The organism is Streptomyces sp. Y7 (genome assembly GCF_043195415.1).
Lineage (GTDB): Bacteria > Actinomycetota > Actinomycetes > Streptomycetales > Streptomycetaceae > Streptomyces.
The window spans coordinates 1-15,929 of sequence record NZ_JBIDDQ010000011.1; the positions used below are offsets into that span (position 1 = coordinate 1).

The following is a 15,929-nucleotide window of genomic DNA, read 5'->3' on the forward strand; positions in this document are numbered from 1 at the left end:
GTCCTCGGTCGGGCGGTTGCTGTGGCTCCAGATGTGCTGTTCGTTGACGCCCGCCGCTGCGGGCGGACACCCCCCGGCACGCCCCCTCCTCGCCGCCGGCGCCCACAGGCGCATCGTGGCGCAGGCCCACCTGCTTTGAGGGGCGCGGGGAACTGCGCGAACGGTGGTGACGGCAGCGGTCACGTCGTGGCGCAGGTGGACTGCAACCCCCTGCTATTCAGGGGCGCGGGGAACTGCGCGGACGGTCGTAACGGCGACGGTCACCTCTGGACACACGCCCACTGCAACGCCCTTCTTGGGGGCGCGGGGAACTGCGCGACGGCCCTAACGGCGACGGTCACCTCTGGACACACGCCCACTGCAACGCCCTTCTCGGGGGCGCGGGGAACTGCGCGAACAGCCACAACGGACCCGCAGCCGAAATCCGGCCCAGCCCCGCAGGCGCGCGGGGAACTGCGCGACCAGCCACGACGGACCCGCAGCCGAAACACGGCCGTACCCGAACGCGTCGGCCGGCTCACTGCGCTGTGATCGTTTCCCAGGGGAAGTTCCTCAGGGCATCCAGATTGCGCAGGGCCTGGGCCGCCGGGCCCTGGGGGCCGTCCGCGGGGTCGTCTCCCGTTGCCCAGGTCTCCACGGCCACACGGACCGACGCCGCGGCCACCGCGGCGGCGAAGTGGTGGGCGGCAACGTTGTCGGAGCCGTTTCTTTCGGCCAGAACCTCGGCCAGTTTCGTCTCCGAGTCGTGGCAGACCTCGGCCCAGACCTTGCGCAGGGCCGGGTTCGACACGGCCAGGCGCACGAGGGTGCGGGCCCACTGCCAGGAGGACTCCGAGACGCCATCGCCGGGGGTCAGGGTGTGCCGCAGGGCGTGTTCCAGGGCCTGCGGGACCGGCAGGTCGGCGGGGGCGTCGCGGACCGCCTGGGTCCAGCGGTCGGCGCCGACGGCGTAGAGCGGGGAGACCGCCTCCTCCTTCGTGGCGAAGTAGCGGTAGAAGGTGCGCGGCGCGATGCCGGCGGCCTGCGCGATGTCCTCGGCTCGGGTGGCCCGCAGGCCCCGTCGCACGAAGAGCGCGGCCGCGGCGCGGGCGATCTCCATGCGCGTGGCCGCCTTGCGCCGCTCCGTCAGGGACGGGGACGAGGTGGCCGGGGGCTGTGCGGGGGTGGGGCTGGTCACGTTCGGCAGGCTATGCCCATGTGGCACAATCTGCCATCCGGGCGGGCCACCCCGTGGTTCAGGTACGGGGTGACCCGCCCGTCCGGTGTGTCCGGGCGCAAGAAGAGCCGGGCCCCGGCACCCAGGGGGGATAGGCGCCGAAGCCCGGCTCGTGGGAAGTCCCGGCGCCGGGGGGAGTGCGTCGGGACTTGGTCTGTGGTGGTCGGTCGGTCTCGTCCGGGGACCCGGGGCCGCTCGCCTCGGGACCCGAACTCCCTTGCCCGGAAGTCTTGTTCCCGGTGGCCTGTGCATTGAAGCGGCGTTACATCGCCATGTTTGCGCGGTCTTTGGCCACCGGGCGTACGCGCCCGCCGCGGGGAGTACGCCACCGCCCCTCCCGCCGGAGGGGTCAGGCGGCCGCGTCGAAGCCGGTGCTGCGCGCCAGCTTCTTCAGCTCCAGCAGGGCGTGCTTCTCAATCTGACGGATGCGCTCGCGGGTCAGACCGTGCTCCTTGCCGACCTCGGTCAGGGTGCGTTCCCGGCCGTCCTCGATGCCGTAGCGCATCTTGATGATGGACGCCGTGCGCTGGTCGAGGCGCCCGATCAGGTCGTCCAGCTCCTCGCTGCGCAGGAGGGTGAGGACGGACTGCTCGGGGGAGACCGCCGAGGTGTCCTCGAGCAGGTCGCCGAACTGGGTCTCGCCCTCGTCGTCCACCGACATGTTGAGGGAGACCGGGTCACGGGCCCAGTCCAGGACGTCCGCGACGCGCTCCGGCGTCGAGCCGAGCTCGGCGGCGATCTCGGTGTGCTCGGGGTCCCGGCCGTGCTCCCGGTTGAACTCGCGCTGGACCCGGCGGATCCGGCCGAGCTCCTCCACCAGGTGGACGGGGAGACGGATGGTGCGGGACTGGTCGGCTATCGAGCGCGTGATGGCCTGACGGATCCACCAGGTCGCGTACGTCGAGAACTTGAAGCCCTTGCGGTAGTCGAACTTCTCCACCGCGCGCACGAGTCCGGCGTTGCCCTCCTGGATCAGGTCCAGCAGGGGCAGGCCGCTGCGCGGGTAGCGCCGGGCCACCGCGACGACCAGGCGGAGGTTGGAGCGGATGAAGACGTCCTTGGCACGCTCTCCGTCTTCGACCAGGGCTTCGAGCTCGTCACGGGTGGCGTCGGCCTTGGCCTCCTCATACCCGTCGAGGACCTGCCTGGCGAACACACCCGCCTCGATGACCTGCGACAGCTCTACCTCTTTGGCTGCGTCGAGAAGCGGCGTACGCGCGATCTCGTCGAGGTACATGCCGACCAGGTCGCGGTCCGCGATCTCGCCGCCATGGGCGCGAACACTGCGTGCCGCGTCGGTGGTCTCGCCGTTGGCGGACTGACGACGGGCGACGGCACGGGTTGCCATGCGTGCTCCCTTGCGGTGGTGTCCCCCGCTCGAGCGCACTCGAGAGAAGGGGAGGGCGGGCGGTGGTTCGTGAACGTTCGGGACTCTTGTCGAGTGCCCCGCGTTCGATGGAAACAACGACTGGAATCAGGACAGAATTCCCAACGCGCCCCCCTATTTTTCTGATCTTGCAGTATCCTGCCCGGCCACAGAGGAGGACCGATGCCGTCGGGACGTACAGAGGTGCAGGTCAGGCCAGGGGTCGAGAGTGACCTCGATGCCCTCACCGCCCTCTACAACCACTACGTGCGCGAGACGCCCCTCACCTTCGATACCGCGGTCTTCACGCCGGAAGAGCGCCGCCCCTGGTTGCTCTCCCACCCTGAAGACGGCCCGTACCGCCTGATGGTTGCCACGGAGCAGGTCTCCACGGGCAACTCACAGCGGATTCTCGGCTACGCCACATCCAGCCCCCACCGGCCGAAGCCCGCGTACGCGACCTCGGTCGAGGTGACCGTGTACCTCGCGCCGGACGCCGCCCGGCGCGGCATCGGCACCCTGTTGTACAAGGCCCTGTTCGAGGCCCTCGCCGGCGAGGACCTGCACCGCGCCTACGCGGGCATCGCGCAGCCGAACGAGGCGTCCGTGCGGCTGCACGAGCGGTTCGGCTTCCGGCACGTCGGCACGTACCGCGAGGTGGGCCGCAAGTTCGGCCGCTACTGGGACGTGGCCTGGTACGAGAAGGAGCTGTGAGCCCGCCGGGTCCGACGGGGAGCTCTCAGCCGAACTGCACCGACCGCTTCGCCAGCCCCATCCAGAACCCGTCGATCACCGACTTCTGCGCCTCCTGCTCACCGGCGGCGTCCGCCGCGCCCATCGTCACGAAGAGCGGAGCGAAGTGCTCGGTGCGCGGGTGGGCGTAACGGCCGGCCGGGGACTTGTGCAGGAAGTCCAGCAGGGCGTCCCAGTCGCGGCTCTCCAGCGCCCGGCGGCCCCAGTCGTCGAACTCCACGGACCAGGCGGGGATGCCGCCCTGCCGCAGTGCGGCCAGGTTGTGGGTGAAGAAGCCGGAGCCGACGATCAGCACGCCCTCGTCGCGCAGCGGCGCCAGCTTGCGCCCGATCTCCATCAGCTCGACGGAGTCCAGGGTCGGCATGGAGACCTGGAGGACGGGAATGTCCGCCTCGGGGTACATCTCGACGAGCGGGACGTAGGCGCCGTGGTCGAGGCCGCGGTCCGGGATGTCCTGCACCGGGGTGCCGGGGGCGCGCAGCAGCTTGCGTACGGAGGCGGCGAGCTCGGGTGCGCCGGGGGCCGGATAGGTCACCCGGTAGTAGTGCTCCGGGAAGCCCCAGAAGTCGTAGACGAGAGGAACGCGTTCGGTGGCGCCGATGGCGAGGGGGGCCTCCTCCCAGTGGGCGGAGACCATGAGGATCGCCTTGGGGCGCGGCAGACCGGCGGACCAGGCCGCGAGCTCGCCGGGCCAGAGCGGGTCGTCCGCGAGCGGTGGGGCGCCGTGGCTGAGGTAGAGGGCGGGCATGCGCTCCTGTGCGGCGGCGGACATGACGTCGACTCCCTCCGGAGACCTGAAACCGGACCCAGGTGCTTTAAGTCTAAACATTCCTTACCGGGGAAACCGTACGTCCAGGTAGTTAAAATTTCAAGGAGAGCTCTCGTACAGTGGAGTACATGAATACGGCATCGACCCCCGCGCCGCCCGCGTCCGCCTCGGCCCCGTCCGCGCCCACGCAGGAGACCCGCTGGCTCACCGACGAGCAGCAGCGGGTCTGGCGCACCTACCTGGACGCGGTCACCCTGCTGGAGGACCACCTGGACCGCCAGCTCCAGCGGGACGCGGGCATGCCGCACATCTACTACGGCCTGCTGGTCAAGCTCGCCGAGTCGCCGCGCCGCCGGCTGCGGATGACCGAGCTGGCGATGTACGCGAAGATCACCCGGTCCCGGCTCTCGCACGCCATCGCCCGGCTGGAGAAGAACGGCTGGGTCAGGCGCGAGGACTGCCCCGACGACAAGCGGGGCCAGTTCGCCGTGCTGACCGACGCGGGTGTGGCGGTGCTGAAGGAGACCGCGCCGGGCCATGTGGACGCCGTGCGCCAGGCGATGTTCGACCGCCTCACCGGGGAACAGCAGAAGGCCCTCGGCGAGATCATGCGGATCGTCGCCGAGGGCCTGCAGCCGACGGAAGCGGGTGCGGACCTGCCCTGGCTCCGCTGAACCGCTCATTCAGCGAGGCCGGGGCAGGCCCTGAAGGCCGTACGTACGGAGCGTCCCCATCCCCGTACGTACGCCTGGTCCCAAGGGGTACGACCGGGCGGTCGTCGTGGCGCGACTAGTGCGCGACGACCGGCACCGCCACCTCGTCCTCGGCGCCCTCCTCGGAGGAGGCCACCGTCGAGCCGCCCGGGCGGCCGGCGTTGACGAAGGTCAGCGCGATGCCCGCGGCGACCACCAGGATGCCGACGGCGAACCAGATGGCGCTGGTGTAGCCCTGCACCATGCCCTCCAGCTGGACCAGCTGCTGCTGGGACTTGCTGGACGCGCCGGCGATGTGGTCGGCGATGTAGGACGTGGTCGCCGAGGCGGCGATCGTGTTCAGCAGGGCCGTACCGATGGCGCCGCCCACCTGCTGCGAGGTGTTGACCATCGCGGAGGCGACACCGGCGTCCTGCGGCTTGACGCCCTGGGTGGCCAGGGACATGGCCGGCATGAACGCCGTACCCATACCGAGGCCGAGCAGCAGCATCGCGGGCAGCAGGACCGCGGCGTACGAGGAGCCGATCTCCAGCTGGGTCAGCAGCAGCATGCCGAGGGCGGCGACCAGGAAGCCGGGGCCCATCAGCAGGCGCGGCGCGACCCGGGTCATCAGACGGGTGCCGATCTGGGTGGAACCCGTGATCATGCCCGCGATCATCGGCAGGAAGGCGAAGCCGGTCTTGACCGGCGAGTAGCCCTTGACGATCTGGAGGTAGTAGGTGAGGAAGAGGAACAGGCCGAACATCGCGATGATCGCGAGGCCGAGCGAGAGGTAGACACCGCCGCGGTTGCGCTCGGTGACCACGCGCAGCGGCAGAAGCGGGGCCTTGACCTTGGACTCGACGAGGACGAAGGCCAGCAGCAGCACGCCGGAGGCGACGAACATGCCGATGGTCGTGGAGTCGCCCCAGCCGTTGGACTCGGCGCGGGTGAAGCCGTAGACCAGCGAGACCAGACCGAGGGTGGAAAGGATCACGCCGGGGATGTCGAGCGCGGAGCGGTTGCGGCCGCCCTCGGGCTCACGGATGACGAACCAGGCACCGGCCGCGGCGACGATGGCGAACGGGATGTTCACGAAGAACGTCCAGCGCCAGTCCAGGTACTCGGTGAGGAATCCGCCGAGGATCAGACCGACCGCACCGCCACCACCGGCGATGGCGCCGTAGATGCCGAAGGCCTTGGCGCGCTCCTTGGCGTCCGTGAACATCACGGCGAGCAGGGAGAGGGCGGCCGGGGCGAGCAGCGCGCCGAACGCACCCTGCAGGGCGCGGGCACCGAACATCATGGCCTCGTTGGTGGCGGCGCCGCCCAGAGCGGAGGCCGCGGCGAAGCCGCCGAGACCGACGACGAAGGCGCGCTTGCGGCCCCAGAGGTCGGCGATGCGTCCGCCGAACAGCAGCAGACCACCAAAGGCGAGGGCGTAGGCCGTGACGACCCACTGCCGGTTGCCGTCGGAGATGCCCAGGTCCTGCTGGGCGGAGGGCAGGGCGATGTTCACGATGGTCGCGTCGAGGACGACCATCAGCTGGGCTATCGCGATGAACGCGAGCGCCTTCCAGCGATTGGGATCGGCGGCGCCGAGGGCGCGGCCGGGAGCCTTCGCGGCTGTTTCAGACATGGGTGTACCCACTCCGGGACTTCGTGACGGAAAAAGCGAAGGAAAGGGGACGGCTCGTCGGCTGTGACGGCCGGTGAGATGCAGTGATCGATCGATATGGCTGCGTACGGTGTGGTGACTGCCGTGATGCTCTGAACCGAGCGGTCAGGTCAGGCCTTGCGCAGGTCCTCCATGGTCAGCGCCGTGCCGGGCAGGACCGAACGGGCCGGGGCCCGCAGTCCGTCGAGGAACAGCTGGAGATGACGGTGGACGTAGCGGTCGGCGATGTCGCACCCGGTACCGGCCGGGGGCCGGCTGAGCTGGGCGGCGGCGATCATGACGTCGCCGACGTCCACGTCGGAGCGGAGCTGGCCGGCCGCCTTGGCGCGGTCCATGATCGCTCCGACGAGGCGCTCGCACCGCTCGCGCGAGGCCTCCAGGTCCGGGTGGTTCTGGTCGAAGGTGCTCTGGACCATCGGGCACAGCGCGCTGATCCGCTCGTCGGCGGCAGCGTGCACGAAACGCTCCAGAGCCTCGAAGGCGTCTCCGGTCTGCGTGAGCGCGAGTTCGGCCGCCGCCACCGTACGGTTGATGACGGAGCAGACGACCTCGCGGACCAGCGCGTCGCGGTCGGGGAAATTGCGGTACACCGTGGCATTGCCGACGCCGGCCCGGCGGGCGATCTCGTCGAGCGGCACATCGGGGCCGAACTCGACGAACATCTCCCGGGCGGCGGTGACGATCCGCTCCCGGTTGCGCAGGGCGTCGGCGCGGGGCCGGGGCGCCTTGCGCGCTACGGGGGTCACGGTCTGCACGGCGTACTCCTGATGCTGCTGGGGTGGCGGTGGTGGCCGCCGGGTTGCGATCCGGGGAAGCTGTCCCCGTTTCGCGCGGACACATGACTAAACGGGGAGACGATCCCCGGTTATTTCCCGACCGGGAAAAGATTCCATGTGACCTGAGTCACAATCGCCGAGGTATGCGTTTCTCCGGAAGAAACCCACGTTCGGGCTCTTCCAGCGCGCGCCCGCGCACCCCCCGACACAGGGTGATCGAGAGGGTGCAGCGCGCAGGCCGGCGGGCTGCCATGGACTGAAGGGCCCATGCATGCAGCCGAGCCGTCGGATACGCCCCCGCCGTGTCGCCGCCCTCGCCTCCGTGACCGCCCTGACCTTCGCGGTCAGCACCGCGGCCGGCACCGGGCACCTCACGGCGGGCACCTCGACGGTGGCCGGGGCGGGCCCCATCTCGCCGGAGCACCCCTCCGCCCTGCGCCCCTGCATGATCACCGGCCAGCCGACCATCCAGATGTCCGAAGGAATGCCGACAGCACGCGGCTACTCGCGCTCCACCGGCACCGTCCGCGCCCTCACCGTCATGGTCGACTTCCCCGACGCGCCCGGTCCGGGCCGCGCGCTCGACCGCTTCGACGAGTTCTTCCCACAGACCCAGGACTGGTTCCGCACCAGCTCCTACGGCCGCCTCGACTACCGCCCCGAGACCCCGATACCCGGCTGGCTGCGCATGCCCAAGTCCTTCCGGGCCTACGGCATAGAGCGCGGCGCGCCCTTCGACCCCGGGTACCGGCGGCTGGTCCAGGACATCGTGGTCGCCGCCGACCCGAAGGTCGACTTCCGGGAGTACGACTTCCTCAACGTCCTGGTGACCCCGAACGCCGGCCCGTCGGCCCTGGACACGGTCCTGTCGGTGACCTTCGCGGGCAACACCGAGGCTCCGGTCGCCGACGGCGTCTCGGTGGCCAACGCGTCCTTCGTCTACTCCCGCCAGGACGACGGCTCCGGCACCTACCACCGCACCGGCTACCGGGTCCTCCCCCACGAGAACGGCCATGTCTTCGGCCTGCCCGACCTCTACACCGCCGAGGGCGGGGGCGCGGTGGGCCACTGGGACATCATGAGCGAGGACTGGGGGGCCAACAACGACCTCCTCGGCTGGCACAAGTGGAAGCTGGGCTGGCTCGACGGCGCACAGGTACGGTGCGCGTCGAAGCCCGGGACCACCGAGTACGCCCTGACACCGCTGGCCCGCGAGGGCGGCCCGAAACTGGTCTTCGTCCCGCTGAGCCGCCGCACCGGCTACGCCCTGGAACTGCGCACCCGCGAGGGCAACGACGAGTCCGTGTGCCGCCCCGGCGTCCTCATCTACAAGGTCGACGCGGACGTCGACACCGGCATGGGACCGGTGCAGGTCCAGGACTCCCACGAGGACAGCGGCGGCTGCACCCGCAGCCCGAACGTCCACGCCGAACTCTCCGACGCCACGTTCGCCCCCGGGGAGGAGTTCCGGGACGAGGAGCGAGGGGTGCGGGTGACGGTGCTGGGGGTGGATCTGACGGGGAGTTACCGGGTGAAGGTGAGTCGGGGGTAGGACGGCGGGGACGGGGACGGCGGCGGGGAGGGGGCGGGGACCCGGCGAGGTACGGGGAGAACGGGGACGGCGGCGGGGAGGGGCCGGGGATCCGGCGAGGTACGGGGAGAACGGGGACGGCGGCGGGAGGGGCCGGGGATCCGGCAGCGGCATCGCGGGCCGCCAGGGACGGCAGCGGTATCGAGGGCTGGCGGGGGCCGGCGGGCTGCATCGGGGGCGCCTTGGGCAGGACATCGGGGGGCGCCTTGGGCAGGGACATCGGGGGGGTGCCTTGGGCAGGGACATTGATACGTCGGCGTACCCCCAGGTCGCCGCGTCCGCGCGCGGGGCGGATTACGGTTGAGGCTGCCGCGAACGCCGTACGGAGAGCCGATGCCCGCGAAGACGACCCTGGACGACGACCGTGCCGTGCCCGCGGAGGCGGTCACGCCGCTGATCCGGGGTGTGACGGTGCTGCGGCGCCTGACCGAGGCCGGCGGGACGCTCAGCGCGAGCGGACTGGAACGCGGCACCGGCCTGGCCCGCTCGACGGTGGACCGGATCACCTCCACGCTCGCGCGCATGGGATACGTCCGCCTCGACGGCCGCGACATCGTGCTGGCCCCGCGCGTGATGGAACTGGGCAACGCCTACCTGGCCGCCCTCGCCCTGCCGGCCCTCCTGGCCTCCCACGCGGACGCCCTCGCCGACGAGCTCGACGAGTCCGTGTCCCTGGCGGTGGCCGACCGCGACGGCATCCGCTTCATCCATCAGGCGACCCGCCGCCGCGCGATGTCCCTCAGCTTCCGCATCGGTGACCTGCTCCCGGCCGAACGCACCTCGCCGGGCCCGCTGTTCGCGACGGAGTGGTCGGACGCGCAGTGGCAGGCGTGGCGCGAGCGCCGGGCGGCGGACCCGGACGACCGCGGCTTCCCGGCCGTACCGTGGCAGTCGCACCCGTCCTTCGACGAGGACTTCGAACGCAGGGCGGCGCGGGCACGCAAGGACGGCTGGGCGCTGGACGACCAGTTGATCGAGCCGGGGCTGGTCGCGGTGTCCGTACCGGTACGGGATCCGCGGGCGGGCGGCCGTATCGCCTGCGTGGCGAACGTGGTGAGCCACACCAGCCGGCACACCGCAGCCGACCTGCGCGACACACTCCTCCCCCGCCTGCGGGCGGCGGTCGCGGACATGGAACGCGAGCTGCGCGACGCCCCGGACCCGCGCCCGGCGACCGCGCCGGCGGGCCTCGCGACCTGGACCGGCGCCTCCAAGCAGGAACTGGGCAGGGAGTTCGTCGAGTCGCTGGCGCGCGGGCTGACCGTGCTGACCGCGTTCGGCGAGGGCCGGTCCGAGCTGACGCTCACGGACGTGGCGAACGCGACGGGGCTGGCGCGGGCGACGGCCCGACGCGCGCTCATCACGTACGAACATCTGGGCCTGGTGAGCCCGTCGGGCAACCGGGCCTTCTCCCTGACTCCCCGCGTCCTGTCCCTCGGCTACCCGCCCCTGTCCCGCACGTCCCTGGCCCAGATCGCGACCCCGCACCTGGCCGAACTCGCCGACCGGGTCCACGAGTCGGCGTCCCTGGCGGTGCTGACGCCGTCGGCCCAGGAGATCCAGTACATCGCGCGGGCCGCGACCAGCCGCGTGATGAGCGTGAACATCACGATCGGCACGCGGCTGCCGGCGTACGCGACGTCGATGGGCCGGGTCCTGCTCGCCGATCTCCCGGAAGGCGACGGCCACGTGGCCTCCGCCCTGCGCGACCTGCACCCCCTGACCGCCCGCACGATCACCGACCCCGCGACCCTGGAGTCGGCCCTGTCCCAGGTCCGCGCCCACGGATACGCCCTGGTCGACGAGGAACTCGAAGCGGGCCTGCGCTCAGTGGCAGTCCCGGTCCGCGACCGCACGGGCCGAGTGGTCGCGGCCCTGAACGTGGCGATGCACGCGGCTCGACGCTCGGTGGAGGAGTGCGTACGGGAGGTCCTGCCCGAGCTGGTCGAAACGGCGGGACGAGTGGAGGGCGACCTCCGGGTGGCGGGGCGGTTTGGGGGGGTTGGGGTGGGGTGAGGGTGGGTGTGCGAGTGGGCCGGCGGGGACGGGGCCGTCTCTCGACGAGGCCCTTCGCCGCATGCCGGGGGCAGTGGCATTCCCGCAACGGCCGCCGCTTCCCGCCCCGGTGGGGATACGAGGCTCGGGTGCGGCCGGCCTGACGACGCCCTCCACCACCTCGACCCTCCATACGCTCAAACCACCTCAGCTGTCCATACGGTCGAACCACCTCAGCCGTCCATACGGTCGAACCACCTCAGCCGTCGTACGGCCGGGCGGCGCGGCCCTCGCGCAGGGTGAGCCCCCACCAGGCGAGCTGGTCCAGCAGCACGGAGGCGGCCTTGGCGGTGCCGTCCCGATCATGGGGATGCCCGTCGTCGTCGAACTGCTCCCAGGCCATGTGGAAGCTGACGGTGTCGCGCAGGGTCACGGCGTGCAGCTCCGCGAAGACCTGACGCAACTGCTCGACGGCGCGTTGTCCGCCGGCCATGCCGCCGTAGGAGACGAAGCCGACGGGCTTGGCACGCCACTCCCGGTAGACGTAGTCGATGGCGAGCTTCAGGGACGCCGGGTAGCCGTGGTTGTACTCGGGCGTCACGACGACGAACCCGTCGAGCCCGCCGATGCGCTGGGCGAGCGTCGGAGCGTCACCGGAGCCGTCGGACTGCTCCAGGGTGAGCTTGAGCTCGGAGGCGAGGTCGGGCGCGGACAGGTCGATGACATGCGTCTCCATATCCTCACGGCGCTCGATCTCGGACAGGAACCACCCCGAGACACGGTCGGCGAACCGCCCGGGCCGAACACTGCCGACGAGTACGCCGATCTTGAGCGGGGGCACGGACATGGGTGTACCTCGATTCCGAGACGACGGTCAGAGCTGGTCGCGGGGCATCTGTGCCTGGCCCCGCGAAAGCAACGTAAAATCTCAAGCAAACTTGAGGTCAAGCACGACCGGCCCTGCTGTGCCGCCCACCCACCGGTGATCACCAAGCCCTCCACCGATCACCGACAACCAGGGCGAACCCCGGGGAACGAATCCGCTACGCTGTCAGGGCACCTTCCGCCTTCGTAGCTCAGGGGATAGAGCACCGCTCTCCTAAAGCGGGTGTCGCAGGTTCGAATCCTGCCGGGGGCACACTGTCTGACCAGCGCGTTTACCTCTTCCAGGTAGGCGCGCTGTTCGTCGTAGCCATGGCATTAACCATGAATAGGTTCCAGAACCATGGCGAACACCAAGAACAAGCGACGTCAGCGCGGCAGCATCCGCCCCAACGGGGCCGGCTTCCAGGTCCGGGTCTACGCCGGGCGTGACCCTCTCACGAAGAAGGATCTCTATCTCCACGAGCAGGCCGAGACGGAGGTCGAGGCCGAGAAGGTTCGCACGAAGCTCCTCCACCAGGTCGACGAAAACCGCCACCCCAAGACGCAGGTGACCATGTCGTTCCTGCTCGACCGGTGGTTGGGCGTCGCGGGACTCGACGAGACGTCGTACGAACGGACCGAGGGCATCATCCGCAACCACCTCAAGCCCACGTTCGGCGACCTCAAGGCAGGCAAGTTGACCGTCGAGATGCTGGAGTTGTTCTACGCCCGTCTCGGGCAGTGTCAGGAACAGTGCGAAGGCCGGCGCAACGGCAAGGCCGACCCCAAGACGAAGCAGAAGCACCTCTGCGAGCCCCTAGCCCCGAACACCGTCCGCAAGATTCATTTCACCCTGCGGCCGGCGCTCAACCGCGGCCTGCGATGGGGCTACGTGACGACGAACGTGGCGACCCTCGCCGAGCCGCCATCCCAACCCAAGCCGAACCCCGACCCACCCACTCCCGAGGAAGCTGCGCTGGTCTTGAACACCGCCTGGCCGAAAGACCTGGACTGGGGAACGTTCCTGTTCATGAAGATGGTCACCGGCTCGCGCCGCGGTGAGATGTGCGCCCTGCGCTGGTCGGACATCGACCTCGAGCGTCTCGAACTCGTCGTGAAGCACTCCAACAACGGTCGCAGGATCAAGGACACCAAGACCCACCAGCACCGTAGGCAGGCCATCGATGTGGTCACGCGTTCCGTGCTGGCCGCCCACCGGTCCCGGGCCGAGGAACGCTGCAAGGTACTCGGCGGTGAACTCGCCCGCGACGCCTTCGTGTTCTCAGGCGAAGCCGACGGCACCGTCCCGCTCGTGCCCGGAAGCGTCAGCCAGCGATACCGTCGCCTCGCGAAGAAGCTGAAGATCCACACCCATCGCCTGAAGGATCTGCGCGCCTACAACGTGACCGAACTCCTGCGCGCCGGCGCCGACGTCCGGACGGTCGCAGGCCGAGTAGGGCATGGCGGCGGAGGAGCGACCACGCTCAAGTACTACGCGGCGTTCCTGGCGAGCTCCGACCGCCAGGCTGTCACCGCCTTCGCCAAGCAGCTCCCGGTGCCCAAGGGGCTACTCGCAGAGCAGCCAGTGACCACGGTCATCAACGGGCTACGCCTGCTCTGCGAGTGCGGCAACGAATCGCTATGGGCAATGCTCCAGGTGACCGAGGATGGCGTCGTGGCCCTGTGCGGCCAGTGCGAGGCGGAGGTCCAGGGCCAGCCGGACGCAGCTGTAAGCCCTACCGGCCGGACCATCAGGATGGAGCCCGCCCCACCGCGCGCTCTCGCTCCCTGGGAAGTGATCGCGAGGGATCTCGCGAATGCCATCAAGGATGGCACGATGCTGTCGGGCGAGGAGGTCCCCACCGTTGGTGACATCGCCCAAGCTCATAGCGTGTCGGTCGGCACCGCTCACCGCGCCTTCACCCAGCTGAAGAAAGACGGCCTGATCGAGGTCAGCCGCGGACGCCGAGCTGTCGTCCGCCGGCATTGGGAGGAGTCCGCCGATGCCATGTAAGGGCCGCGTAATGCTCTTCACCACGCAGACGGAGGCGCAACGCTACCTGCGCCGGCGCGCGGCGAGTCCGGCGAAGTATCACCGCTTTAGGAGTTCGATCGCTGCCCTGCACGGCCCCGGAGTTCTGTGGCTGCGTAGTCCACGCCTGGACGTGCAAGTGCGTTGTCGTCCGGCGTCGTTGATGTCACCCGCGGATGTCAGCCTGGACCAGCTCAGTCCCGCGGAACCGTCTCACATTTCGTCTCATTCAGCCCCGTTCATGTCACTCAAACGCGGCCAGGCGGCGGGCTCGTAATGACGATCTCGCAGATGAGCGGCGGCCCTGCACACAGTCCTCTGGACCACCAACAGCGTTCGTAAGCGTGCTCACGGTTGTCGTCGAGATGCCAACGTTCAACTCCGGTCCTATCCTGGAGGCCTGCCGAGGCGAATCGGCCGATCACGGTACGGATAGTGCCAAATTCTCTCAATTCCCATCCATGGGCGACTCTGAGTTCTCGCAACGTCTCAGTGGCTTCACAAAGGAGAATTCACTATGGGCGGAGAGTCTCAATTCTCCGGAGTGCATCCCGCACTGCTGAGCATTTATGAAGAGTATTCCAAATCGCTGACATTGACCGACGATGCCGAGGCTACGATAGTAGATCTGCTGAAGAAAGTGACGAAAAGGATTCAAAATACTCCCGAAGCGGAGAGGTCGACCTTGATTGAAGACGCGAAGGAGGCGCTCATGAAGGCTAGCGGAGCCTTTGAATACCGGGCAAGAATTCGCGGGGCGGCGAAAATGGATAACGAATCCGTTACGTCGGTTATGCAGTCACTATGCCCGCTCCCACCTTTGTGTTACAGAACTAAGGCAACTCAGAAAGAGCCGCAAATGTGAGGTCTAGCGGAAGGCGAGATGGGTGCGTCACCACGGCACGAGGGGAGAAGCCAGTACTGTCTGAGGTATGCCCAAACGGTAAGGGAGAAGGGTATGTCGACCTCGACGTCAGCGAAAGACGCAACGGCCACAGCGAAGGATGCCATAACTTCCGTTATTACTCTTTCGTCAGGCATACTCGCTATTTCACTGACGTTCTCCAAGCGAGACTGGGTGCTAGTCGAGGATAAAGCAAACAAGGTGGAAAAGCCGCTGGTGACTGATGCAGATTTGCAGTACCTTCAAATCTCATGGATTCTCTTCTTGGGAGCCATATTCTGCGGGGTTTGGGCAATGCTGGCCATCTCCGGCATAATATTTTCCGGCACCAAGAACATCAACGATTGGAGTCTTCGAATTCCCTGGCTGCTGCAGTTGGGTCTGTTTATTTCTGGACTCGTAATCTTTGTCATGTTTGGGTATCGCGTTACTTAGTATTCATTTCAAGATGGTCGGCAATTGCCCTACTGGAACCTAACTTAAGGGCTGTCCCGCAATTGATCTTTGATGGGCGCCTGGTGGGCTGAGCGTCCGGAGGAGTGGACGGCTGCGCGGTCTGCAGCAGGTTGTGCAGGCGGGCGATGGCGAGCATGGCGGTATGAACGCCGTCCCCCTGAGGCGGCAGTCACGGAGGATCTTCCAGGTCTTCATGCGGGCGAAGACGTGCTCGACGCGTGCGCGGACCTGCTTGTGGGAACGGTTGTGCTCCTTCTTCCACTCACACACGTCGCTGCCCGCGGGCGTCGGTGCGGGATGACGACGCCGGTGCCCTGGTAGCCGCCGTCGGCGATCGTGGTGGTGTTGCCTACCGCAGCCGCGGCGCCGAACTCCGCCCACGACTTGCAGTCGTTGGGGTTGCCCGGGACTGGTCGGCCGACCGCGACGACCAGGCGGGTATCGGCGTCGATGACCACCTGGTGGTAGGTCGAGTAGCGATAGTTCTTCGACTGCTCGGCGACCGCGTGGTCGCGCGTCGGCACGAGCGTGCCGTCCACGATCAGCACAGCGTCACGGCGGAACCGCTTGCGCTGGTGGAGCGCGAGGATGGGCCCGACGTGGCCGACGATCCGGTCCGCCGCCGACTTGGACACTCCGAACAGCGGCGCGAGCTGTCGCAGGGTCAAGTTGGTGCGCCAGTATGCCGCGACCAGCAGGAGCCGGTCTTCCAGCGGGAGAGACCAGGGGCGACCTGGCCGCGCGTCGTCGGCTCCCTCGCGGCGGAGCTGGATAAGCCACTTCTCGAACGCCCGAGGGCTCAACCCGGTGAACGGAGCTATTCAAAAGGACTCCGAC

General features: G+C 68.8%; 13 protein-coding genes, 1 tRNA gene and 1 pseudogene. 8 read left to right on the forward strand and 7 right to left on the reverse strand.

What is annotated here, in order from left to right; translation table 11 throughout:
- Positions 1-517: 517 nt before the first annotated feature.
- Together ACGFW6_RS25575 and ACGFW6_RS25580 are read right to left on the reverse strand one after the other, a co-directional pair.
- The gene (locus ACGFW6_RS25575; RefSeq protein ID WP_393514221.1) at positions 518-1,177 is read right to left on the reverse strand and encodes a TetR/AcrR family transcriptional regulator; all 660 of its coding nucleotides are present in this window, start codon (positions 1,175-1,177) and stop codon (positions 518-520) included.
- A gap of 388 nt (positions 1,178-1,565) precedes the next feature.
- On the reverse strand, positions 1,566-2,564 hold the full coding sequence (locus ACGFW6_RS25580) for an RNA polymerase sigma factor RpoD/SigA (RefSeq protein WP_393514224.1): 999 nt from the start codon (positions 2,562-2,564) through the stop codon (positions 1,566-1,568).
- Positions 2,565-2,765: 201 nt separating this feature from the next.
- On the opposite strand from ACGFW6_RS25580, the gene ACGFW6_RS25585 reads away from it, so the two are divergent.
- On the forward strand, positions 2,766-3,296 hold the full coding sequence (locus tag ACGFW6_RS25585; RefSeq protein WP_393514227.1) for a GNAT family N-acetyltransferase: 531 nt from the start codon (positions 2,766-2,768) through the stop codon (positions 3,294-3,296).
- A 25-nt stretch (positions 3,297-3,321) separates the two neighbouring features.
- On the opposite strand, the gene ACGFW6_RS25590 is transcribed toward ACGFW6_RS25585, so the two are convergent.
- Positions 3,322-4,107: a dioxygenase gene (locus ACGFW6_RS25590; protein ID WP_393514230.1), complete on the reverse strand. Its 786-nt coding sequence runs from the start codon at positions 4,105-4,107 to the stop codon at positions 3,322-3,324.
- Positions 4,108-4,232: 125 nt separating this feature from the next.
- On the opposite strand from ACGFW6_RS25590, the gene ACGFW6_RS25595 reads away from it, so the two are divergent.
- Positions 4,233-4,778: a MarR family winged helix-turn-helix transcriptional regulator gene (locus ACGFW6_RS25595; RefSeq protein ID WP_393514233.1), complete on the forward strand. Its 546-nt coding sequence runs from the start codon at positions 4,233-4,235 to the stop codon at positions 4,776-4,778.
- A gap of 115 nt (positions 4,779-4,893) precedes the next feature.
- Here the strand turns inward: ACGFW6_RS25595 and ACGFW6_RS25600 are convergent, their stop codons facing one another.
- A complete protein-coding gene (locus ACGFW6_RS25600; RefSeq protein WP_393514235.1) occupies positions 4,894-6,435 on the reverse strand; it encodes an MFS transporter in 1,542 nt (513 codons plus the stop codon).
- 149 nt (positions 6,436-6,584) lie between these two features.
- A complete protein-coding gene (locus tag ACGFW6_RS25605; protein ID WP_393514238.1) occupies positions 6,585-7,229 on the reverse strand; it encodes a TetR/AcrR family transcriptional regulator in 645 nt (214 codons plus the stop codon).
- Between the two features lie 292 nt (positions 7,230-7,521).
- Here ACGFW6_RS25605 and ACGFW6_RS25610 point away from each other — a divergent pair, with 292 nt between their 5' ends.
- Positions 7,522-8,802, forward strand: a complete 1,281-nt coding sequence (locus tag ACGFW6_RS25610; protein WP_393514241.1) for a M6 family metalloprotease domain-containing protein — start codon at positions 7,522-7,524, stop codon at positions 8,800-8,802.
- Between the two features lie 372 nt (positions 8,803-9,174).
- Positions 9,175-10,857 carry an IclR family transcriptional regulator C-terminal domain-containing protein gene (locus tag ACGFW6_RS25615; protein ID WP_393514244.1) on the forward strand — a complete coding sequence of 561 codons (1,683 nt, stop codon included), beginning with the start codon at positions 9,175-9,177 and terminating at the stop codon, positions 10,855-10,857.
- A gap of 238 nt (positions 10,858-11,095) precedes the next feature.
- On the opposite strand, the gene ACGFW6_RS25620 is transcribed toward ACGFW6_RS25615, so the two are convergent.
- On the reverse strand, positions 11,096-11,683 hold the full coding sequence (locus tag ACGFW6_RS25620; RefSeq protein WP_393514247.1) for an NADPH-dependent FMN reductase: 588 nt from the start codon (positions 11,681-11,683) through the stop codon (positions 11,096-11,098).
- 218 nt (positions 11,684-11,901) lie between these two features.
- Between ACGFW6_RS25620 and ACGFW6_RS25625 the strand changes: the two genes are divergently transcribed.
- The 4 genes from ACGFW6_RS25625 to ACGFW6_RS25640 all read left to right on the forward strand — a co-directional run bounded on the left by ACGFW6_RS25625 (position 11,902) and on the right by ACGFW6_RS25640 (position 15,071).
- A tRNA-Arg gene (locus ACGFW6_RS25625) sits at positions 11,902-11,974 on the forward strand.
- An 87-nt stretch (positions 11,975-12,061) separates the two neighbouring features.
- Positions 12,062-13,714, forward strand: coding sequence for a tyrosine-type recombinase/integrase (locus ACGFW6_RS25630; RefSeq protein WP_393514250.1), 1,653 nt, complete (start codon positions 12,062-12,064; stop codon positions 13,712-13,714).
- A gap of 535 nt (positions 13,715-14,249) precedes the next feature.
- Positions 14,250-14,597 (forward strand): hypothetical protein, encoded by a 348-nt coding sequence (locus ACGFW6_RS25635; protein ID WP_393514253.1) that lies wholly within the window; start codon positions 14,250-14,252, stop codon positions 14,595-14,597.
- Positions 14,598-14,690: 93 nt separating this feature from the next.
- Positions 14,691-15,071 carry a hypothetical protein gene (locus tag ACGFW6_RS25640; RefSeq protein WP_393514256.1) on the forward strand — a complete coding sequence of 127 codons (381 nt, stop codon included), beginning with the start codon at positions 14,691-14,693 and terminating at the stop codon, positions 15,069-15,071.
- A 127-nt stretch (positions 15,072-15,198) separates the two neighbouring features.
- On the opposite strand, the pseudogene ACGFW6_RS25645 reads toward ACGFW6_RS25640, so the two are convergent.
- A pseudogene (locus ACGFW6_RS25645) lies at positions 15,199-15,913 on the reverse strand (transposase); the annotation flags it as partial.
- Between the last annotated feature and the right edge of the window lie 16 nt (positions 15,914-15,929).